Here is a 21,596-nt window from a genome sequence, read left to right as displayed (position 1 = left end):
CGCTCTGATAGGCGAAGGTGATGGAGCTGAAGCCCCCACCAAAGCGTCGCAATCTAGAGTTGACCAAAACCCGGATCCTGTCGGCCGCCGGAGAGGTCTTCACTCGCTCGGGCTACGCAAACGCAGGGCTCAGAGAAATCGGTGAGCTGGCCGCTGTCGCCCCGTCGCTTGTCAGCCGGTACTACGGAACCAAGGCCGCGCTGTTTGAGGAGGCCTTGATCCACGTCCTGCGCACGAACAGCGTCTTTACCCGGAAGAAGGAGGATTTCGGCGAAGCAATGGCTCGGCTTATTTCCGAGCAAAGCAATACCGAAATCACCATAATGCTGGTCACCGCGCTTGCCGATCCTGAAGCCAGAGACATTGTTCGCCGCGTGTCACGTGAGCAAATGATCCTGCCGTTGGCGGATTGGCTCGGTCCCCCGTTCGCGAAAGAACGCGCGATGAATCTGTTCGCGCTGACCACGGGCTTCGTCATTCAGATGCAGGGATTATATCCCGGACCGATGCCTGAGCATTCGCTTCGCTGGCTGGCTCAGAGCCTCCAGGCGATCGTGGACGGGGAAGACGACACATCTGGGCGTTGAGCTGACCCGCGGGATTAAACCAGATACGCAATTGCTTATTCCGAACCTGCAAGGTTACTTTCCCGGTCGTCGCACGGGATAGCCATAACGGGCTTCGATCTGACGTCGGCTTCTAGCCAACATTGCCGTTCGAACAGTGACGAGGAATGGCAATTTTGTCCCAAACCCCGTCTTTCATCAGTGGATGGGCCAAAGTGAATGTATGATCGGTTTCGGTGCCACCGAAATGAGCCTTGCACGACCGCTATGTCAGCGAGAGCAGTCTTCTAACGTCTGCAAAACCAGAAGCTCCAGACCGACAATGCCCCCAGGATCGCCAGGGCCAGCCCGACCACGGTGAGCAACAGGCGGTACGCCAGCCCGCCAACCTTGCCGGCGTGGATGGGGTAGGCCATGTTGAACGCCTGGGTTCCTGGTTGCATCTTCAGCGCATCCCGGCTGTCGAGCAAGGCGCCGCTCGCCGGATCGAACCACAGCATGGTGCGCCCGTTCGGCAGCCACTCGGCGGCGCGCTTCATGCGGATCGTCACCGGGTCGCCGGATTTCTTAGGCACGGCAAGTATGCGAAGCTGTGCATCGGGATAGGCTTGGTGCGCGGCGATGATGATCGCCTGCCAGTCCAGATCAGCAGCAAGAGGGCCGGCCTTGAAGCGCGGGGCCGTGAGATCGGCCTCGATTGCCGCCGGGGAGGATAACGGCGCCAGCACCGCACCGGCGACCGGGCGGAAGATCATCATCGTGCCGGTCAGGGCGACGACGAATAGCAAGGGCGCGGCCATGATGCCAAGGTCACGGTGATGGATGCGGATGGCGGGGCCCGTCATCCGCGCCGGCCAGAGACGGAACCTGTAAGTGCGCCGCGTACGCCACCACAGGATCGTACCCGTGACGATGAAGACGAGCGCGGCAAGACCGGCAACACCGATCACCGTTTCGCCTGCATCGCCGGTGAGCAAGTGGTGGTGCAGGTCGAACAGCCACAGTTCGGGCCGCTCCCACTGACTCGACCAGCGGGCGACGGTTTCACCCGTTTGCGAGGCATAGAGCCCGCCGGTACCTTCGCGCAACTGGACCAGGCCGAAGCGGTCGCTGGCGAAGACGAGGCTTTCGCCCCCGTTCGCCCCGGCGAGCAGGCGGTCGGCGAGTTCGCCAAGCTGCGCCGGGTCGCTCACCCGGGCATCTCCAACGTGCGGCAAGCCGATCCACTCTTCCTTGTGAACCAGGATGGCGCCGCTGAGGCCCAGCACCGCCAGGATCAGTCCTAGCACGCCGCCGCCCCAGCGATGCAAAAGGTCAAGCAGCTTCACCTGCTTAGAACCGCCAGTCCCAGCCGAGCGTGAAAGTACGGCCCTGCCCGGCGAAGTAGAAGGTGTTGTCGGTCGGCCGCTGCGTGTCGCTGGCGTAAGTGATGTATTGGCGGTCAAACAGGTTCTGCACGCTGAAGGTCAGCGCGCCGAAGCCTGTCTGGTAGCGCAGGCTGGCGTCCGTTAGCGTGTAGCCGCCAAAGTCGGCGCGGGCATCGCGCACCAGCCCTTTGAACGTGCGCGAGAAATAGACCTGCGTCTGCACGCGTGCCGAAAGCGGCCCCTTCACATAACTGGCCGCGAGGTTGAGCCGGTCGGGCGAGATGTTCGCGCCGTCAAGGTCGGTGTCGACGATGTCGTCACCGTTGCTGTCATAACGGCCAGAAAGATGGGCATAGCCGGTGCTCAGCTTCAGTCCCTCGATCGGCATCTGTACGGCAAGGTTGATTTCGATCCCTTCGATCTTCACGCGCTGGCGCTGGACGTCGAAGATGCCGTCAGGCCGGGCGATGAGCAGCTGGCCTTTGTCGGACGAGGACCAGAAGTAGGTCGCAGAGGCATCGAGGGGTCCCTGCTTCACCTCGATGCCCATTTCGCGGTTGTTGGATACGATCGGGCTGATGTCGAGGAAGGTGTCGATGTCGACGCCCGTCTGGTTCACCGCGCGGGTGATGCGGCCGACGTCGGGCACGGTATAGCCCTCGGCATAGCTGGCATAGGCGCGGATGCCGGGAATGGGCTCGACGATCACGCCGCCATTGAACAGCGTGTCGGAAAAGCGCGGGCTGCCTCCCGAAACGAGCACGCGGTTCGACGTGGCAAGCGTCGTGTAATCATCGATGGTAATGCGCACGTCCTCGTACCGCACGCCAGCAGCAAGGCGCAGGACCTTGTCGAACAGGGCGAGGTTGGCCTGGGCGAAGGGGGCTAGACTGCGGAAGTCCGTCGGCGGCACCCAGACGCGGTCGGTGGCGATCAGGCGCTGCTCGGTACTGTCCCACAGCGCGTCGAAGCCGACGATGGTGGTCAGCGCCTCGAAGCCGGGCATCTCACGCTCGTAGCTGATCTTGCCGCCATACTTGCGGCTGCGGTTCTGCGACTGGTCGAACAGCGTACCAACAGGGGCGATCAGCGCGTCCTGGAAGGTTGCGATAGGCGCGATCTCGCCGCCGAAGGTGTCGCGGCTCCGATTCCAGAACACCTGGCTGACAAGGTTGCCGCCCCACAGCGCGCTGTCGGTGAGCGACAGCGCGAGGCTCTCGGTCAAGTTGGCGGCGGGGACACCGGGAGGCGTTCCAAGGGCTGCGCTGGTCGGCAGGCCGGTTGTGCGGTTGCCGTTGACCGCGACGAAATCGCCGTCCCCCTTCAATTCGAAGCGGCTGGCGATGAGGTCGAGCCGCGCCGTGTCGCTCAGCGCATAGCCGAAGCGACCGAACAGCGAGAGTGAGGCCGAATCCTGCGTTTCGCCCTGGGTCAGGTTGATGCCGATGCGGCGGCCTTCGCCGTCGTAGAAGACCCCGCGCTTTTCATAGGCAGCGCCGACCGTCGCATCGAAGCGCCCGCTCTTATACTGGACGAGCCCGGCGGTTTTGCCGCTGATGCCATCGCCTGCGAAGCCAGTGCCGGCGGTGCCCTGGAGCAGAACGCGACCGCTGATGCCGTCCTCGCGCGGGGCACCGACGGTGACCTGGTTGACGATGCCGCCCGTGCCGCCGATGCCCTGGAGCGCATTCGAACCGAAGATCAGTTCGACCCGCTCGACGAAGAAGGCGTCGATGGTGAAGCCGTCGCGGCTGCCGTCGCGCAGAGGGGTCGATTGCGGAATGCCGTTGATCGCATAGAGCGGCGAGCGCCCGCGCAGGGTCTCACCCGCACCCGAAAGCTTCTGGCGGGTCGGCGAGAACGACGGGGTGAGCGTGGCAACCGCATCGGTCACCGAACCCGAGATCGAAACCTGCTGGTCAAGATCATCCTTGCCGATCACGTCCACGGTCAGCGGCAATGCATTGGCCGGCAAGATGGTGCGTGCGGCAGTGACGACGATCGCTTCATCTGCATCCGCTTCCCAAGCGGGCAGCGCCTGTTCTTCGGCGGCTTTCGCCATCGCAGGTGTCTGCATCAAGGCGGCGGCGGAAACGAGCAGTTCGAACTTGAACGAATGACTCAAGAGAGTGTCCTCGGATTAGCGAAAATGTGTGGGGCGGCTAGCAACCCTATTTCGCTATTGCAAGTCATTCGCAATAAATTTGATGCAGATCAAAACGCATCCGTTCGTCCGGATGCTTAGGAGGTAGCTAGATTCGCTGAGAGGCCTGAGTGCCAAACGACCGGTTTCGTGAAGTGCTCTCGAGCACGCGAACAGAAGCTTTGTCAGCAACTGCGGTCAGCCGAATTTCCAGCCGAGATACCCAGTCTGGATCTGATCTTGAAATTGACCGCTTGAGACCACTTTGACCGCAGGCGCTTAAAGCCGGCTCGTAACCGACGGAAACGTCGCCCAGATATCGGCCCCCAAAGGGGAAACCATTTCGGCTGCAGGTTCTGCTGAATGACTGGTGCGCGACGCAGTCCCGAGCGAACGGGTCTCACGCCTGATTTTCCCTGTTCCGCGCTATTTACAGGGAATTCTCGCATTTCTTCCGCACACGTTGCGGCCGAATTCCCGCCTTAAGCCGCAGATTTCTGTCGTTCTTAGGAGATTCCGTTGCATCAGGAACAGGGAGTTCATGCTGCGCGAACAGGGAATTGAAACCACCGGAGCAGGGAGGCCAGTGCATCAGACAGCGCCAAACCAGCTCCTTTACCCGGGATTCAGGCAATAAAGCCGGGATTCCGGTCAGCAAATGTGGGATTGGCAGGCTGCTGTGCGGGATTCAGCAGCGCAGAAGCGGGACGGTAATCGCGCTACCCGGGATGCATGTCCAATCTCTTGGGACAGAGGGCGTGCAAGGCGGGACGATCGTTGCCCCACCCGGGACAAGGGTGGGATTGGTGAGCAACTATTGGAGCACGGCTGGGGCCGCTCCTGACCGCCCGCGAATCACATTATGTTCCGGTGTCGGCACCGGGCATCGATGACGGATTTTCTGCGCATCATTACTTGCAGTCACTTCGCCTATATTTGGCCCGATTTATGTTTCCGTTGATATAGATGGTATGTTGAAAATATTTTTCACTTTTAGGCGCGATTTTGAACTGCCGGATATGCGCGCCTCGGCCATATGTATTTTCGATCGAGATTGTATAGCGTAAAATACAGCTAAAGTATCGTTAAGTCACGCGCCTCTAAGAGGGTTCTGAGAAGGTTCTGAGAAGGTCGTTTTCATCTTTTTTCAGTCGCTTGACGCCAAAGTAATCGATTTTCTAATCTTAAGGGGTCGCTGAAGCAGGAGATCCCGATGACCGCCTCCCAACCCCAGATCCATGGCCGGATCGAGATGCGCCGGCTCGATCAGCTAAAGCCCGCAAAGAGGAACGCGCGAACCCATTCGCGCAAGCAGCAGAAACAGATTGCCAGCAGTATCGAACGTTTCGGGTTCACCAACCCGGTTCTGGTCGACGATGCCGGACATATCGTTGCCGGCCACGGTCGGGTTGCGGCGGCAAAGCTGCTTGGCATGCTTGAGGTGCCGGTCATTGCCCGCGATGCCGGACGCTTGTTCAACTTCATCACCGGCTATGTCGAACCGCCGCGTACTGAACTGCTCTCGATCTCGCCGATCGGTCTGCGCGAAAAGCTCTATGATTGTATCGACAAGGAGATCGAGAACGCCCGGAAGGGCAAGCCGGCTGCGATCTGGGCAAAGCTCAATTCGCTGACGGACTCGCGCCTGATTGACCGACTTTACGCCGCGAGTGCAGCCGGGGTGGAAATAGATCTGGTCATCCGCGGCATCTGTTGTCTGCGCCCGGGTGTCCCCGGGCTGTCCGAAAACATCGACGTCAAATCGATCATCGGGCGTTTCCTTGAACACAGCCGCATTTGGGCCTTCGCCTGCGGCAATCGGCTTCCGAGCCCGCGTGCAAAGATCTTCATTTCCTCGGCCGACGGCATGACCCGCAACTTCGATCGCCGGGTCGAACTTCTCGTGCCGATCCGCAACCGCACGGTGCACGATCAGGTGCTCGACCAGGTGATGATGGCGAACCTGCTGGATACGGAGCAAAGTTGGGTGCTTGAACCGGATGGCCGCTATCGCCGGGTTGGGAAGGTGGAAAAGCCCTTCAACCTGCACCGCTATTTCATGACAAACCCGTCGCTTTCGGGCAGAGGAGCGGCCTTGGAAAATGGGCGGCAAGTCCCCAAGTTGGCACTCAAGCGCGATCCTGCATGAATGCTGCGCCACGGCCGAGCCTACATACCCGGAGCAGACCTCGCATGGGTGAAGAACAGGCCGTAATCGATATCGGGTCTAATACCGTCAGGCTGGTGATCTTCGGAGGCCCGCCCCGCTCGCCTGTCGTCCTGTTTAACGAAAAGGTCACTGCACGCCTCGGTCGGGGTGTGGCCGAAGACGGCCGGATTTCCGGCCGGAGCAAGGACGCCGCGCTCGCGGCGCTGGCGCGCTATGCTGTCATCCTTCGCGCGCGCGGCGTAACGCGGATTACGACGGTCGCCACGGCCGCGACCCGCGACGCCGCCAACGGCGCCGATTTTTTGGCGGCAGTAGCCGCGCTCGGTTTGCAGCCCTGCCAGTTGAGCGGGGAGGAGGAAGCCTTTGCCAGCGCCAGCGGCGTTGCAGCAGCATTCCCGCGCGCGTGCGGTATTGTCGCAGACCTTGGCGGCGGAAGCCTCGAACTCGTCCGCCTTGGCGGAAAGGGCTGCAAGCAGGGCATCACCATGCCGTTCGGTACGCTGCGATTGCCGGCCCTGCTTGCGCAGGGGCAGCAAGGGTTCCGCAAGCGATTGACGAAGCAGCTTTCGGGGCAGGGCTGGAGTGGTCGAAGCGGCGAGACACTCTACCTTGTTGGCGGAACATTCCGCGCCTTTGCGCGCCATGTCATGCATCGGGGGGGCTTGCCGCTGGACGATCCGCACGGGTTCGGGATGGATCCTGAAGAGGCCCTGTCCGCGTGCCGAAGGCTGGTGCGGTCGAAGTCGCAGCTTTCGGTTCCCGGCGTCTCCGCTTCCCGGCTGGCGATGGTGCCGCAGGCCGCCGCTCTGCTGGCTGCGCTTATCCAGGCATTGCAGCCCCACCGGTTGATATTTTCCGCATGGGGGCTTCGCGAGGGGCTGGTCCATGCCACTCTTTCGCCGAAGATGAGGGAACGCGATCCCCTGCTCGACGGAGTAGAGGCCTTCACGCTCCAGCTCGGCATTTCCCGCGATCTTTCCGATGCATTCACGCGATGGATCGATCCCTTATTCGATGCGGAGCGGCAGATGCCGCCCCCTATCGCTTCCGCGGCGATTTCCCTTGCGCTGGCTTCCATGCGGATCGAACCGAACCTCAGGGCGGATACGATCCTCGAATGGGCCTTGCACAAGCGCTGGATCAGCCTGGACACAGCGCAGCGGGCAGCCCTCGCGGCGTGCCTCCTGGCGCATTGTGATCGCAGCCTGCCGGAAGTCGTGACACGGCTGGTGCCGGCCGGCCTGTTACAGGAGGCTGTAACACTTGGCCTCGCCATCCGCTTGTGCCGACGCCTGACGGGCTGCGCCCTTCCGCTGATCCGGGCGAGCGACCTGACACGGACGGCCCATTCGCTCGTTCTGGAGCTGGCTCCGGACGCCGCGGCCCTTGCGGTTGAAGCCGTGCAACGCGACCTTTCGGCTCTGGCCAATCACCTTGGCCTCGAAGCGGTGCTGCAGACACGTAAGGCGCTTGACTAAAGCAGGGGTGAGGCGGACATGCAGGTGCAGTCCGCCCCTTCGCACGAGGCGATCAGCCCTTCTTGGCGACCTTCAGGAAGATCGGGTTGGTATAGAACCACAGGTCTGCCCACGGGCTTTCACCTTCGGTGTCCGGTTGCGGCTCAAGCTCGTTCGTGTTCGTGCCGCGAACCCTGACGTAGGCATCACCGGACAGGCCGGGGATTTTGTGTTCGATGACGATGTCCTCGCCGTCACGGGTCCAGTTCGCTGCAGTGAAGCGGGCAACAACCGAAGTCGTCGGATTGCTGTCCACGCTGCGATCCGCCAGCGGCTGTTTGACCCGGCCAAGGATCACGTCCACCCGCGAGAGCACAGGATTGTCGCCGTTCGCGTTGGTACCGGAAGGATCGCGAAGCCTGATCTTCAGGACAATATCCTTACCCTTCTCGAAGGCGAGCGAGCCACCCGTAATCGCGCTCGACGAGCCCGCATGCGCGGAAAAATCGACGCGAGAGACAAGGTCGCCGGTCGTTACGAAGATGCGTCCGGACCGCATGCTGGCAAGAATTGAATCGTGCGTAGCTTCGGCAAGGACATAGGTCTTGGAATATTCACCGGGCCAGAAATCCGCGCCGCCGTCGGTCCAGTGAATGTGCGAATCCGAATTGGCCGTAATCCACCACCGGCGCCCTTCGCCCAGCATCGAGTCCCAGAAACCGCCAACGCGGGCAGTCATCTGGTCATAGCCGCCCATGGTTGGGAACTTGCCATAGGCACCGCGCGGGCGACCTTTGAAGAAGGCGGCATGGGCCGATGCGCCGAAGCGCTGGCGCATCTGCGCGGCTGCCTGATGACCTGGCGCCCCCTCCATGCCGATGGCGACCTCGGGAGCAGCATCGTTCCAGTTGCGCAGCTCTGCCGGTGTTGTTGCACCGTACTGCCCCAGCGCGGTCGCCGATCGCGATGGATGGTGTGCGAACAGGACAGGCTTGGGTCTTTGCGCATCCATCGCTTTCAGTGCTTCGACCATGCGCGGTTCGGTGTCGCGCGCAGGGTCGGACGGAAACGCTTCACGGGCGTTGAAGGCCTCCTCGATCGAACGCAGTCGAGCAGCCTCGTCCGGACCAGCAGGAACAACGATGCTGGAATGGTCGGCGGCGGGACTATCGAATTCCATTCCGAAGAATTGCACGAGGTCCGGCACGGCAGCGCGCGAGCTCAGCAGTTCGGGGTAGGCGTGGTCATGATTGACCTTGCTGTGAAGCGGTCCGCCGTGATCGGTAGAAACCATCCACGACAGGCCATGGCGGCGCGCCATCACTGCGTTCATCGGAATGGGATAGGCTGCGTCCGCTCCCATGATGGGCGTCGGCGGTGTCGTCTTGGCATCGTAGCCGACGCTGAAGCGGCTGTGCACATGGTGATCGCCGGCGAGCCACCGCGCATCTTTCGGAACCGGCAAATCGCTGGAGACGGTCGCAGGTGCCGAGCTTCCCTCCGCAGGCGACGGCACATGGCGACCATGCGCGTAGGCAGCCGGCGCAGAGGCGATGGCAATGGCAAAGGCGCAGATTGCAACAAGGCTGCGTGCTCTGGCGTTGGTGTTCACTGGAAGCATCCTTTCAGGGAAAATCGATTTCTGGGGCCTCTTCGGCACAAGCGACTAGGGGCTATGGTGAAAGCTCATTCCGGTTCTTCAGAAGTTGAACCGGACGCCGAACATGTACCGAGCCCCGATTTGCTCGACTTCGGTGGGCTTATCCATCGAGTCCTCGTACGCGACGTACATCGCATTGGTCAGGTTCGAAGCATCGGCAAAGACTGTGAAATTGTCCGTGACCTTGTAACGGAGCGAAACGTCGAGGTTGTCATAGCCCCTGCGCGATTCCCCGCTGCCGAAGCCGCCGAGGGAATCGAACCAGTCGCCTCGCCACTGATAGCTGACGCGTGCCGAGAGGCCGTACTTCTCAAAATAGAGCGATGCGTTCGCGATCGTGTCCGAAAGGCCGGGAAAGGGAATGCCCTTGCGCTGGCTGCCGTTTACCAGCTGCGTATCGAACTTGCCGCCAAGCAGCGTCAGGTTGCCCTGGAACCCGAACCCGTCAAGCGGCGAAGGCAGGAAGGTGAACCGCTGCTGGAAGTTCATCTCCACGCCGTAAAGGCGACCGTTGGTGCCATTGAAAGTGGATGTCAGCAGATAGCTCGAGCGATCCACCCCTCCGCTGTTGAACACATTGGATCCGACAGCCTGGGTGTTCTGGTAAAAGACATTGTTCACCCAGCGGTGGAACCCGGAAACGGCAAGAATGCCGTTGCCCGGAAGATACCATTCAAGGCTGGAGTCCAAGCCCCAGGTATACTCCGGTGCCAGAGCCGGGTTGCCCCCGCCGACCGTGCCCGGCGATGCCGTGTCGTTGATCGAGCTGCCGATCCTGATGGCGCCATAGGCCGGACGCGATACGCCGCGCTGCCCACCGATCCGGAAGACCAGATCATCGGCCAGTTCGATCCGAGCATTAAGGCTGGGGAACAGGTCGGTGTAGCTGCGCTGGTCTGCCAGCGGGGTGTTTACCGCGCCAATCCGTGCGGTGCCGCGATTGCCAAGGACATAGTGTTCGACCCTGACGCCGCCGGTGATCGAGGCCTTGCCAAGGTCTGCCGATGCCATGACATAACCGGCATAGGTCTTTTCGGTCTGGCTGTAGCGGTCCGTCAGGGGAATATTGCCTTCGGGATCAAAGCGACCGGCGGCCACAAGCTTTGCCACCAAGCTGTCAATGTCGCGGCGCATGCCCCGGTTATCGATGTAGTTCAGCGCAAAGCCGAGCGGGAACTGGGTGTTCCACGGCTTGTCGGTAACATAGGCATTTACGTCGAAAGGCTGGTTGACCACGCTGCCCAGCGCACCCAGCGCAGCGACGTTTGAGAACGAGAAGTTATTGCCTGCGATCGTGCGGTCAGCAAACAAGCCGCCTGCGGATAGCGTCAGGTTACCCAACTGCTTCTCGATATCCAGTTTCACAGTGTAGCTGTCGGAAACGGTCTGCTGCTGGGCGGCGATCATGATGGCACCGGCCGCGGAAAGGCTGCGCTGGTTGAAGCCCGTCGCTGCGGTGCCCCGGGCGAAGGTGCCTGCAGTCGGCCCCGCAATGGTGTTGTACAACGTGACAACGGGGAAGCGCGGGTCGCTGCGGTCATAGGTAAGCGAGGGTGAGCCCAAGCCGGAACCAGTGCTGGCCTGCACCAGCGGCAGGTAGGTCTGGTTATCGGTGCGGGCGTAGTTCAGCTTGGCAGAAACCTTCAGGCCACTGTCGGTTTCCAGATCGCCCCCGATCGTGCCGATATAGTTCCGGTTCCGGTACTCGCCGTAATTGAACGAGCCGCGCACCGGCACCGATACGAGGTCACCGGCGGAAAGGTTGCGAAAGCCGGAAGCGGCCCGGTCAAGCCGCAATTCATACTGATTGCGCTGTTCGTCGTCGCTGAATTCCGTGAAGATAGCTTTGGCATAGATGCGCTGACCGGCAGCCGGCTCATACTCGATTCCGGCGAACAGACCGTTGTTCCATCGCTCGATCTGGTATTGACGGATATCGATCTCGGTCGGGCCGAAGGTGGTGTCGGACGGACTTGTCGGCTCGTCATACAGGCCTACTTCACGGTTGTCGGTAAGCTGCTTCCTGCGATAGTGCGAACCGCCAAGAACAATCCCGACCACATCGTTGGCCCAGCTCAGCCGCAACGATCCCTGACGCTGCTCGCCGTTGCCATGGTCCATGAAGCCGTAGCCGATGTCGCCATCAATGTGCAGGCCCTTGCGGGCCAGCGGCGAATAGGTCTGCAGATCGATTGTCGCGACGATGGCATCGGCCTGAAGCGCCGGGGTGAGGGATTTATTGATCACCATGGACGACAGGAGCACGGCTGGCACCGCATCGAACCGGAAAGCGCGGGAATCGCCGCCCTCGTCCACGCCTATCATCGGAACGCCGTCGATCATCACGGAGGTCCAACGGTTGGGCGCACCGCGAACCTGGATATAGCGCTCCTGCCCCTGATCGCGTTGCACCGCGACTGCCGGCAGGCGCGAGAGGGCGGCTGCAGAGTTCTGGTCGGGAAACCTCCCGACGGCATCGGCGGCAGCCACATCGACAAGATTGAGCGCCTTGCGCTTTTCCTCGACCGATGCCGCCTGCGATTCACTGATGGAGCCGGCAACGACGATTTCGGCATCTACCGAGGCCTCGGCAACCTCTGCATCGTTGGCCAGGGCAAGGCTGGGATAGAGAAGGGCGCAGGCAATAGCTGCGGACGAAACAAACGGATTGAACTGACCCTTGCGCACAATGAATTCCCCTGCGGACTCGAAGTGCCGCGCAATTAGGAGGCCGATGTTGCAGGTTGGGGTCGTTTATATTGCAGTGCAGCGATGGTTTTGTGCTGGGCTGGTTCAATGGGCCGCCGTTGCGCCAGGACAAACTCCGTTCTGACCGTTTCAGGCCACCAGTCCCCCACGCCACAGCCGCTTCAACCGCTCCAGCCCGAACAGCAAGGCCAGGGCGCTGCCCACGATCAGCAGGATCACCGGCCAGCCCACCGGCGCAAAGCGGAAAAGCACTGCAATTTGCGGCACCAGTTGCGTCGCCGCTACAATGACCGCGACCACGGCCAGAACCCATGCCAGCGCCGGATTGGGCCGGGCCAGCGCCGCGCTGACCGAAGGACTGAAACGCCGGTTCACCAAAATCAGGCCTATGATGCCCAGCACCAGCGCCATGAACGTGCCTGCGCGCACCACCTCCTGACCCGCTCCGCTGCGCACAAGCGCGGCGGTCCAAAACGCGCTCATCAACAGCACGCAGATCCCCTGCAGCGCCGACCAGGCGATAAGGCTGCGCGAAACCAGCGGCGTCGTGCGGGCACGCGGCGGTCGTGTCATCACATCTCGCTCCTCGGTCTCCGCCTCGAATGCGAGCGAACAGACCGGGTCGATGATCATTTCGATAAACGCGATATGAATTGGCCCGAGCAACAACGGAAGGCCGGTGACAAGCGGCAACAGTGCAATCCCCGCCACCGGGATATGGACCGCAACGATGAACGCCATCGCCTTGCGCAAATTGTCGTAGATGCGCCGCCCCATGCGAACCCCGGTCACGATCGACCCGAAATCATCGTCGAGCAGCACAACCGAAGCCGCCTCGCGCGCGACGTCAGTGCCGCGTCCGCCCATTGCAATGCCGATATGCGCCGCCTTCAGCGATGGCGCGTCATTCACCCCGTCGCCGGTCATCGCCACGATGCCGCCTTGTGCCTTGGACGCCTCTACCAGCCGCAGCTTCTGGTCAGGCATGATCCGAGCGCAAACGCTCACGCTGTCCAGCCTCTGCCGCAGCGCTACGTCGGTCATGGTCGCCATGTCCGCACCGGTCAGCACATCGTTAGTTAGCCCGTCATCAGAAATTCCGGCCTGCCACCTCAAGGCCGCCACAGTGTGTGGGTGGTCAAGCGCTCGCAAAACTTTGGATGATTGTAGAAATAGAGTGCCAGCGACTTGCGGGACTGGTTGGTGGGGCAGGTCAACGGTTGCGGATGGCCGTGAAATGAAGTGGCGGTAGTGTCGAAGATCACGGCCCGGTTGAAGCGCGGCATGATGCGCGCGGCAAGGCCGCGCATATCCGGATGCCACAATTCAAGTTCTCCTCCCCAAGTTTCGTCCCAATCGGGCTGGAGATAGACAAGGAGGTTGATCCGACGCGCCAGCCGACGCTTGGGGTGTTTGCTAAAATCGGCATGAATGGACAGGTGCCCGCCTTGCACTGTCTCGTGAAACCCGCCGCCAATCGCTTCGGCATCGGGTCGAAGATCGCGATGGCCAGTTAATGCTTGGAGAAAGCGGGCCATCGGAACGGAATTGCACAATTCGAGCAAGCGCAACGATTCTTGTCCCGCCAGGGTCTTGGGCCGGTATCCGAACTTGCCGTTCTGCATAGCCCCCTCGCGCACTACGCTGGCTCGTTCCCGCTGCGGAAATGCTGCGTGCAGGGCATAAGCCAGGGTAGCATCGAGGAAATCATCAATGACCACATGCGGGAATGGTTCGGCGAGGCGATAGGATGCATGCAGACCCTGCGCGGCAACCAACGCGGCCTCGATTTCCAGCACCGCCCCGTCTGGGCCGGCACTGACCCCCAGCAGGCTCATGTTGCCCTAGGCCGCGGCAAGGGCCTACCCTTTGGCGAAATCATGGCCGAAAGTCGCGAAGTTATCGCGCACCGCAGCGCCCGCATTGAGGGCCAGGCCGCGATGTTCGACCCAGGCATGGGCACTGAATTGCTCCGACCGCCGATCAATGCCGATGCACAGTTTCGTATCGATTCCCCGCAAGCGCAACAGCCACCACAAGGTGACCGATTGGGACAGGCAGTTGCCACGAAACCGAGAAGGTGCGCGCTGCCTCACCCAGCGCCAATGTAAGGCAAGTCCTCGCACGATCTCAGCCTCGCGCTCGGTCGTGAGCGCGGGTGCCAAGGGATGGAACTTTTCCAGCAGACCGCGCACCGCCGCAAGTCCGAACCGATGTATGGCAGCATGCACGCCAAGGATCAGCGCCAGCTGGCCTGTGCGCAGCACCGTCCGCCCCGGCGCGCGCAGCAAGGCGGGCAAGTTGCCCCGCATGTCAGTGCCGCACCACAAACGCAGGCAGTGCCGCCTTGACCCGACCGCGCAGACGGGACAGCAGTGTCGGCGATGAGACAGGCGGGATCGGGCATTGCGCGCACAAGGCAAAACGGTGGCGCTCCCCCTTTTTCAGCGCCTTGACGATCTCGACATGGCGATCGGAAAACCACAGATCGGCGATGCCCGTGGAAAAGGCGTTGCCGAGGTCGAAGCGGGTTTCCATGTCTTCGCAACAGAGCGGCACCATGCCATCGTAATGCACGATCAAACGCATCAGCGGTCGAAGGCAGGGCGCGCCCGGGTACGTCTGCTTTTCCCGGAACATGCGCGTGTCATGCGGGGTCATCACCCGGGGAAACACATCCCCGCCGAGGCTGAACCGCAACCGCGTCCCGGCCAGGCGATCTTCCCAGAATGCCATCTCCTCGCGCAGTTCGTCCTCCGACTTGTAGTCATAGAGGCCAACTACGATGTGATCGAACACTTCGGCTGCGGCCCGGCTCAGTGCCTTGTCCTGCCGCAGCACGTCACCGTTGGTGTGCTCATAGGGCACCATGCCCCGTTCCCGCGCGGCATGAGCCATGTCGATGATGCGATCGTCCAGAAACGGCTCGCTATAGTGGTGAAAGGCTACATTTCCGGAGAAGCCCATGGCTTGCGCCTGGTTGAGGATCGAGATCGCCTGTTCGGTCGGCATGCGCCGGATGACCTTGCGGCGATCGGCGTCATACCGTTTGCCCGAGGTGTCGAATTCACGATTGCAGAAAAAGCAGTTGCGATTGCAGTTTGACTGCAATTCCACAAGCAGCCGCTTGAACAGCGGGATGGGCATCGTCATCACAAGACCTCCCGCCCGCGTCCGGGCTCGCTGGCGTCGACCTGGCTCGATGCTTCGATGCCAGCCGGCACGGGCATCGCATAACCCGCCAGCGCCTGGATGGCCGCGCTATCCCGAGCGATCCGGTCAAGCTGGTCAGGCGACCAGGATAGGCCCTCGCGGGTCTGCCGCGCATCTGCAAAAATCAGCCCGGCGCAGCTTTCCGCATAGCGCCCATCGGCCACGATTCCCAGAAACCGCGCGAGCTCGGCCAGCGTTCGCCGGGGCTGCGCAATCAGTTCCTCCAGATACACGCTGTGACAAGCGTCCGGCCCTACTCGCTCGCAAATCTGCGCGGTCTCCGCCTCGCGCTGGAAATAGAGGTCGATGTTCTCATCGAGCGTCATCGCGTTGCGCGCGGTCTTGGTGGCGATCACGTCGAGCGGATGGCGTACGCAGTGGATAAATTTCACCGGGACCGGGCACCATGCCAGAAACGCCTCGAGCAGCTCGGGATGCCGGGCGAACAGCAAAGTGGTGCGCCCCGCCTTCTTGTCACCGATCACCCGGATCGCGCTGGCAGGCGTTTTGCGCCTTGCATTTATGCGATAGTCATACCCCTGCCAGACCGGCTTGGCATCGAACCAAGCGGCATGGCGGCGTATTCCGCCCAGTACCCGGCGCCAGTCACGCTCCCCTTGCTGGAATGCGGCAAGAATATTGAACTCGTTGGCGATCACCACATTCGGGTGGGCATTGAGCAGGCTGCGCACCAAGGTCGTGCCGGATCGCGGATTGCCAATGAATACCACGAAATTCCGTGGTGCCGTGCCGATGCCCAGCAGCCGCAGCGCCAGGCCGCGAACACTGTCGGGAAAGGCAGACGGCTTCGCGATCATCGCGCGTCTTCGCGACCGTCTTCGCAAGCCGCGCTGGCCAGGCCGTTGGCGCACAGTTGGTCCCACAAGCGCACCAGATCGGCGCGCACCACCGCTTCATCCGCGCAGAATTCCTGCGCGATGCAGGCCACCGCCCGCTCGGAGGATCCATCCATGGCAATCAGCGACCAGAACCGCCCCCCCACTGCATTCAGGCTGAAATAATGCTCGCGCGCGGTGTCTAGCAGTATCGTCTCATTCTTGACGATCGTGGCAAGGACCATGGGGTTTGGACGGCACTGGAGAGGCAAGGTCATGATCAGACCTCGGTTAGGTCCCACCCCCAAGCGAGTCAAGCATCCGGCCGTGCCCAGTTTCGGGCAAGGATTCGTCCGATAAACTCGGCCCCATCCAGCAGATAGCGCCGCAGCCCGAGAGCTATGCTCCAGACCAGCAGGGGTGGGAGCACCAACGGATTGAGCTGGCCGCGCCAGACGAGCAGGACGTAATTGCGCATCTGGCTCAGTCGGGATCGCAATCGGCGGCGCGACAGGCTGTCCCGGTCGGCGTGGGCGGGTGGCGCATGCGGCGATCGACCAGCCAGATCGATCGCCAGCCCCAGCATCGGCTGGTGCGCCGCGATCATGAAATTCATCAGCATGTCTTCACCGTTCCGGAAACGCTCCGGCCCCCGCGGCCATGCCGCCCGCCGGATCATCACCGTGGTGGGGATGAAGCGCGGGCGCCACAACAACTGTCGCAACGACACCGGCTGCGGCCTGCCCGCATGCATGATGCGGGGCAAGATCCCCGCCAAGCCAGGAGGCCGGCTGCCATACTGGTGCCCGCTCGCGATCTGCTCGGGATAGCTTCGGTGCAGGGCCAATTGCAGAGCCAGCTTGTCAGGATACCATACATCATCGTCGTCAAGCATCGCCACCAGTTCGCCCGAACACAGCGCCCAACCATGCGATCGGGCCATGCCCGCCCCCAGGTTTCGCCGCAGTATCGCCAGCGTTGCAGCAAACCGATACGGCGTAGCGCGAGCATCGAACAGGCCGGCAATGGCATCGGCATCTGCCTTCAATCCATCGACAACGAGAATGACTTCGATGGCGACGTCACTCGGCAGGCGCTGTGTCTCGATGCTGTCGAGCGCGCCGGCGATGGTCCGCGTGACGCGGAAGCAGGGGATGATCACCGAGATCAAAGGGACCTGCCCCGTTCCCGAAGCCGGTGGCCAGCGGCGGACCGCGGCGACTTCGGACGCATCGAGCCGAGCCCGAAATGGCGGCCGGGCGGTCACGACGGCTCGCTCGCACCGCCGGCCAGCCAGGCATCGATTTCGCGCATCCGTACCGTCCGGGGGGCGTGGTTGCTGCGGCGAATGAAGCGCCAGATGCTGGGCAATCTGCTGAGCAACAGCCGGCTCCACAGTCGAGCGCACAGCACGACATAGCGCGATCCGTCCTCGCCGAATTCCGAGATCAGTTCCTGGCGGCTGCGGAACAGGCGGCCATTGAGCATGCGCGCGGCCGATGCACTCCCGTTCCCGCCGCTGATCTGGTTGGACAACGCATATTCCACGCGATCTTCCTGGGTCCGGGTCAGCGCGGGCAGTAGCCGGACGATCCATGAATCTGGAACGTCGGGAAGGGCGACGCGATCTGGGGCGTCGTCCAGAGTCCGATCGATTAGGGGCTGCCCGCAGATATATTCGGCAATCCGGAGCGCGAGCACGGCGCCGCGCTCATGCTCTCCTTCGCGACACATCCGCCAGAATCGCGCCCAATCGAATGGCTGGCTACCGACGACGCTGGCGATATCGGTGAAGGCCAGTGGCCCATTGTCGAACTTGTGCTCATAGACTGCGTGGATGATTAGATGCAGCACGAGCCGCTCGCGATCGATATAAGGGATCGGATCGCTGGCCTCGCGAAGGGGCGCGCAGGCCAGTACCGCCTCGCTCGCCAGCCCTGGCGTTGCCTGCGCGGGCGCAAGCAGATGGGTGTGCAGTTCAACACAAATGTCGGCCTTGGCGAACAGGATCGGCGGCATGTGCTTGCGATTGGTCGCCAGAAATGCCTCGGGCTCACCAGCGATGTTGGCCAAACGACTGCCTCCATTGGCCAGGAGCATTGCAAATGCCTCACCGACCCGCGATTCGGGCACGAGGAGGTCGAGATCGCGCATCGGTCGCAGTTCCGGCGCATCGTAAGTGTGAAAGGCGAGATATGCACCTTTGAGTGCTCGCCAAGGCAGTTCCGCTGTGTCGAACAGGCTGGCGATGCGCCCCAGCAGGCTTTTGATCGCCAGCGCCCGCATGGCCTGCTGCCGCCGCACCATCATCCAGTCGCGGACCACGGCTTCCGGCAGAACCAGTGCTGGCCGGTAGCTTTCCAGCGACCAGTGGAGCAGCGGTTGCAGGCGATGCGCATTGACCAGGCGCGCGATCTCACCCCAGTCGGCCTCTTCCAGCACATCGATATCTGCCTGCATCAGCGGCGCTACTGGCGACATCAGTGCCAGCACGACTTCCCCGGCGCGTTCGGGGTGGGCGCAGCCGTTGGTCTCAGCCATGACCCAGCACCCTGTCGAGCAGCCGAGCGGCATGCTGTCGCAACCAGCCAATCCCCTCAGGCAGCGAGACCTTGCAGATCGTGATCGACTGGCTCAATTCCCCCGCACAGGCCAGATCCCGCCCGCGCATGGCGATGCCGCCCGCCCGCGGCGCATAGACATTGGCCAGTAACGCGGCAATCGCCGGCCCCGGCGCCAGTCGCTTGATCACTGCATCCTCGCGGTGCTGGCGCTCGCCAAGCACGACCAACGCCCGCAACGGTCGGGAGTTCGCCTCGAAACGCAGTGGTGCTTCGTCCAACGCAACATAGTGCTTGGCTTCGAAAGTGACGACTGGGCCAGCGAGCTCGTCGGGCTGAAAGCCAACTGCAGCCTGCGTATCGTCCCAGACGCGCAGGCATGGATAGCCCGATGCCACCTGCCATCCGCCATGCCCATCGCGGGCCAACGCGCCGACGTCGTCAGCCAGCACCGCCACGCCGGTCTTGGCGAGAGCTGCCACCAGCGTGGATTTGCCACCGCCCTTGCCTGCCAATACGCCCACCCCCTGGCCGCGATGCGAGACAAATCCGCCGTGCAGCGCAACCTGCCCCCGCATGCGCAGCAGATGGCCCAAAACCGGACCGGTGAAATAGGCGGCAAGATCACAGGGCGCCACCTGAGTATCGCGCCATACTGTAATCGAGTTGCCGGCATCGAGCAGGAAATCTATCGATCCGGCTTCTCCATGGTGTCTGATGAGCCATGGTGAACCTCCCTCCGCGTCAGCCATGGCTACGTCTAGATACGGCATGCCAGCGGCGTTATGGCCGGGGCTGCGATAGACGGGTGCGCAGAAGTTTGCACGATTGGGTCGTGGCCCCCGCCCCACCTTCACAATGACATCGGCCGGGCCTTCCGCGCCCGGCGCCAGCAATGGCCATGAAATCTCCGAGGCGATCTGCAGGCCATAAGCGATATGGCGGCTGAGTGGCGTCATGGGCGCAGTTCCTGCGCCAGAATATGGTTGGCACGAAGCGCATCGGCAGCCTCGTGAAGGCGCGTGGCGATGTCGGCGGGCAAGTTCGGAGGCGGTGTCGGCTCGGGCGCTCCGCAGGCCTGCGCGCGCAGGAATTCAACGAAATAACGCCGCACCCGATCGCGGCGATCGATCCGGCGGCGGGCCGTCTCCACGGCCTCGCGCTGACTGCGGCCGTGGCGATAGCGCCATGCGCCCAGCAACGCTCGGAGCAGGCCCGGCATTTTGCTGCCACTATTCGGCTGTGTCCCTGCCACGAAGCTGAAGCCGCCGATATGGTGCAGCGTCGGCGTACGGGCCATCGTCAGCGTGCCCGGCAGCAGCGCGTTGACCAGTTTGCCAGTGTCGAAATGTCCGGCCTCTAGCCTGCGCCCAACCAGTACCTGCCGGGTTTCCTGAGGAAGGTCCAGCCATGCTGCTTCGGCAAATCCCGCGCCATGGCGGGAAATCGTCCCGGCCAGCGCGTCCGGCCGGTAGGCCGCAACATACGTGCAGCCTAGGCATTCACCCGTAGGCCGCCACAGATATTCGCCATCAAGCCGGCGATAGCCCTTCCGAAAAACGCCATCACGTTCTCCCAGCCACACCGGCGGCCCGGAAAACACCGCTGAAGATCCCTCGAACCCCGCATGCAGCGACGCCATGAACGGGCCTGAAGCCACGATATCGGAATCCATAAATGCGAACGGACCGGTGACTGGCAGCAACCGTAGGGCGTCGAGCACTTCGCCATGGGGCAGGCAACGTGAAGCGCCGAGCTCGTGGAATGCTAATCGCGGCGAAGCCTCAGCCAGCGCCGCCAACAAGTCGCGCTCGGGCGGCATGCACCCATTATCGACCAGGCGGAAGCAGGCATCCGAGTGGTGCAGTAGCGAATGCACCAACGGCGCCAAATAGGCCACCGTGCCCGGCGTGTAGATGATGTTGAAAGTCCACGGACCGGTCATGGACGATCCACCCACGCTTCGCCCGCCTCTAGCCAACGCGCGAAGCCAGTGCCGAGCAGGGCCGCTGATCGCTCTATCGCTTCGGAAAAATAGCATTGGTTAATGCGCAACTCATCGTCCTGCGACAGCCGTCTGGGGAGCTCACGCAACGCTGCAAAGTTGCCCGCGAACGCTTGCAGCTCCGGAGATGGCGCGCGCACTTGCACGGGCGCGCCGGGAACCGCGCCATGCCCGCTCAATGCGCGCCAGAGTCCCCGCAAGCCGCCGCTGGTCACCGCACTCGTACCTTGCAACAAATGCACACGCGGAGCGCCTTGCAGATTGTCAACCCAGAGGCGCATGTCGCCGAACGAGGCATGGCCGGCATGAAAATGCTGCGGCAGCGCGCGAGGCTCCACTTCAAGAAAACGGAAGACGCCGGCTGCCACGGCCGTTTGACGGGCCACAATCTCCTCGAAGTTGATGACATAGCATCGCTCGCGGCCAAACAGATCGAAATAACGCTCCAGTTGCGCCGCATAATCGCCCCTGCCGATATAGCCGAACGGTGGTGCCACGAAGCCGCCGGCGCGGATTGTTGCCACTTCATCCTCCAGCACATCTGCAAAAGGCCGGGCTTCGCGCAATTGCGCGATATTGTGCCGATAATGCGCATAGGCCCGCTGTGCCGGACTGCGCAGGCAGATCAGGAATTTCAGCTCGCCGCCCAGCGCCCGCAGGACTCGTTCCGGCACATGCGGCAGGTAGAGATATTCCGGGCACTTCTCACCTACGGCGCGCTCACCCCGCCAATGGGCAAAGTGCCGGAGCTCATAGGCGGGCACGCCTTCGGCATGGCGCACATCCTCGCTGAAGAAGCGGGTTTCGCGCGGGCGCGCCATGCAGATATCAGGATGAGCATCTAGCATGTGCCAGAGCGTCGTCGTACCGCATTTCTGCGCGCCGATGCACAGGAAATTGGGGAGCATG

18 protein-coding genes are annotated in these 21,596 nt (G+C 62.4%); 3 read left to right on the top strand and 15 right to left on the bottom strand.

Annotated features, from left to right (window positions below; genetic code table 11):
• Positions 1–20: 20 nt before the first annotated feature.
• Positions 21–587 carry a TetR/AcrR family transcriptional regulator gene (locus C0V78_RS07310; protein ID WP_101797117.1) on the top strand — a complete coding sequence of 189 codons (567 nt, stop codon included), beginning with the start codon at positions 21–23 and terminating at the stop codon, positions 585–587.
• A 266-nt stretch (positions 588–853) separates the two neighbouring features.
• Here the strand turns inward: C0V78_RS07310 and C0V78_RS07305 are convergent, their stop codons facing one another.
• Together C0V78_RS07305 and C0V78_RS07300 are read right to left on the bottom strand one after the other, a co-directional pair.
• Positions 854–1,894 (bottom strand): PepSY domain-containing protein, encoded by a 1,041-nt coding sequence (locus C0V78_RS07305; RefSeq protein WP_101797116.1) that lies wholly within the window; start codon positions 1,892–1,894, stop codon positions 854–856.
• A gap of 4 nt (positions 1,895–1,898) precedes the next feature.
• A complete protein-coding gene (locus tag C0V78_RS07300) occupies positions 1,899–4,010 on the bottom strand; it encodes a TonB-dependent receptor (RefSeq protein ID WP_101798245.1) in 2,112 nt (703 codons plus the stop codon).
• 1,279 nt (positions 4,011–5,289) lie between these two features.
• Between C0V78_RS07300 and C0V78_RS07295 the strand changes: the two genes are divergently transcribed.
• Together C0V78_RS07295 and C0V78_RS07290 are read left to right on the top strand one after the other, a co-directional pair.
• Entirely contained in the window at positions 5,290–6,225 is a 936-nt protein-coding gene (locus tag C0V78_RS07295) for a ParB N-terminal domain-containing protein (protein WP_101797115.1), read from the top strand.
• Positions 6,226–6,269: 44 nt separating this feature from the next.
• Positions 6,270–7,724 carry an exopolyphosphatase gene (locus tag C0V78_RS07290; protein WP_101797114.1) on the top strand — a complete coding sequence of 485 codons (1,455 nt, stop codon included), beginning with the start codon at positions 6,270–6,272 and terminating at the stop codon, positions 7,722–7,724.
• Positions 7,725–7,776: 52 nt separating this feature from the next.
• On the opposite strand, the gene C0V78_RS07285 is transcribed toward C0V78_RS07290, so the two are convergent.
• The 13 genes from C0V78_RS07285 to C0V78_RS07225 all read right to left on the bottom strand — a co-directional run bounded on the left by C0V78_RS07285 (position 7,777) and on the right by C0V78_RS07225 (position 21,595).
• Positions 7,777–9,315 carry a phosphoesterase gene (locus tag C0V78_RS07285; protein WP_216822164.1) on the bottom strand — a complete coding sequence of 513 codons (1,539 nt, stop codon included), beginning with the start codon at positions 9,313–9,315 and terminating at the stop codon, positions 7,777–7,779.
• Positions 9,316–9,402: 87 nt separating this feature from the next.
• Positions 9,403–12,051: a TonB-dependent receptor gene (locus tag C0V78_RS07280; protein ID WP_101797112.1), complete on the bottom strand. Its 2,649-nt coding sequence runs from the start codon at positions 12,049–12,051 to the stop codon at positions 9,403–9,405.
• A gap of 150 nt (positions 12,052–12,201) precedes the next feature.
• Positions 12,202–13,143 carry a cation-translocating P-type ATPase gene (locus tag C0V78_RS07275; protein ID WP_256385678.1) on the bottom strand — a complete coding sequence of 314 codons (942 nt, stop codon included), beginning with the start codon at positions 13,141–13,143 and terminating at the stop codon, positions 12,202–12,204.
• A gap of 41 nt (positions 13,144–13,184) precedes the next feature.
• Positions 13,185–13,910 carry a 2OG-Fe(II) oxygenase gene (locus C0V78_RS07270; RefSeq protein WP_101797111.1) on the bottom strand — a complete coding sequence of 242 codons (726 nt, stop codon included), beginning with the start codon at positions 13,908–13,910 and terminating at the stop codon, positions 13,185–13,187.
• A gap of 24 nt (positions 13,911–13,934) precedes the next feature.
• Positions 13,935–14,372 carry a lasso peptide biosynthesis B2 protein gene (locus C0V78_RS07265; RefSeq protein WP_158241497.1) on the bottom strand — a complete coding sequence of 146 codons (438 nt, stop codon included), beginning with the start codon at positions 14,370–14,372 and terminating at the stop codon, positions 13,935–13,937.
• A 13-nt stretch (positions 14,373–14,385) separates the two neighbouring features.
• The gene (locus C0V78_RS07260) at positions 14,386–15,219 is read right to left on the bottom strand and encodes a radical SAM/SPASM domain-containing protein (protein WP_158241496.1); all 834 of its coding nucleotides are present in this window, start codon (positions 15,217–15,219) and stop codon (positions 14,386–14,388) included.
• A gap of 5 nt (positions 15,220–15,224) precedes the next feature.
• Positions 15,225–16,103, bottom strand: a complete 879-nt coding sequence (locus C0V78_RS07255; protein WP_101797108.1) for a sulfotransferase — start codon at positions 16,101–16,103, stop codon at positions 15,225–15,227.
• Positions 16,100–16,366, bottom strand: coding sequence for a PqqD family protein (locus C0V78_RS07250; protein ID WP_158241495.1), 267 nt, complete (start codon positions 16,364–16,366; stop codon positions 16,100–16,102). The genes C0V78_RS07255 and C0V78_RS07250 overlap by 4 nt, the downstream gene beginning before the upstream one ends.
• Positions 16,367–16,434: 68 nt before the next feature.
• Complete coding sequence (locus tag C0V78_RS07245) at positions 16,435–17,283, bottom strand: glycosyltransferase family 2 protein (protein WP_254049933.1); 849 nt, start codon at positions 17,281–17,283, stop codon at positions 16,435–16,437.
• A gap of 101 nt (positions 17,284–17,384) precedes the next feature.
• Positions 17,385–18,695, bottom strand: coding sequence for a nucleotidyltransferase family protein (locus C0V78_RS07240; RefSeq protein ID WP_101797105.1), 1,311 nt, complete (start codon positions 18,693–18,695; stop codon positions 17,385–17,387).
• On the bottom strand, positions 18,655–19,641 hold the full coding sequence (locus tag C0V78_RS07235) for a hypothetical protein (RefSeq protein ID WP_144039851.1): 987 nt from the start codon (positions 19,639–19,641) through the stop codon (positions 18,655–18,657). The genes C0V78_RS07240 and C0V78_RS07235 overlap by 41 nt, the downstream gene beginning before the upstream one ends.
• Positions 19,638–20,627, bottom strand: a complete 990-nt coding sequence (locus C0V78_RS07230) for a hypothetical protein (RefSeq protein ID WP_101797103.1) — start codon at positions 20,625–20,627, stop codon at positions 19,638–19,640. The genes C0V78_RS07235 and C0V78_RS07230 overlap by 4 nt, the downstream gene beginning before the upstream one ends.
• Positions 20,624–21,595 (bottom strand): sulfotransferase, encoded by a 972-nt coding sequence (locus C0V78_RS07225; RefSeq protein WP_101797102.1) that lies wholly within the window; start codon positions 21,593–21,595, stop codon positions 20,624–20,626. Before C0V78_RS07225 ends, C0V78_RS07230 begins: the two co-directional genes overlap by 4 nt.
• Between the last annotated feature and the right edge of the window lies 1 nt (position 21,596).

Source organism: Novosphingobium sp. TH158 (assembly GCF_002855555.1).
Taxonomy (GTDB): domain Bacteria; phylum Pseudomonadota; class Alphaproteobacteria; order Sphingomonadales; family Sphingomonadaceae; genus Novosphingobium.
The sequence above is the reverse complement of the archived record's forward strand: the minus strand, read 5'-3'. Positions and strand labels throughout refer to the sequence as shown.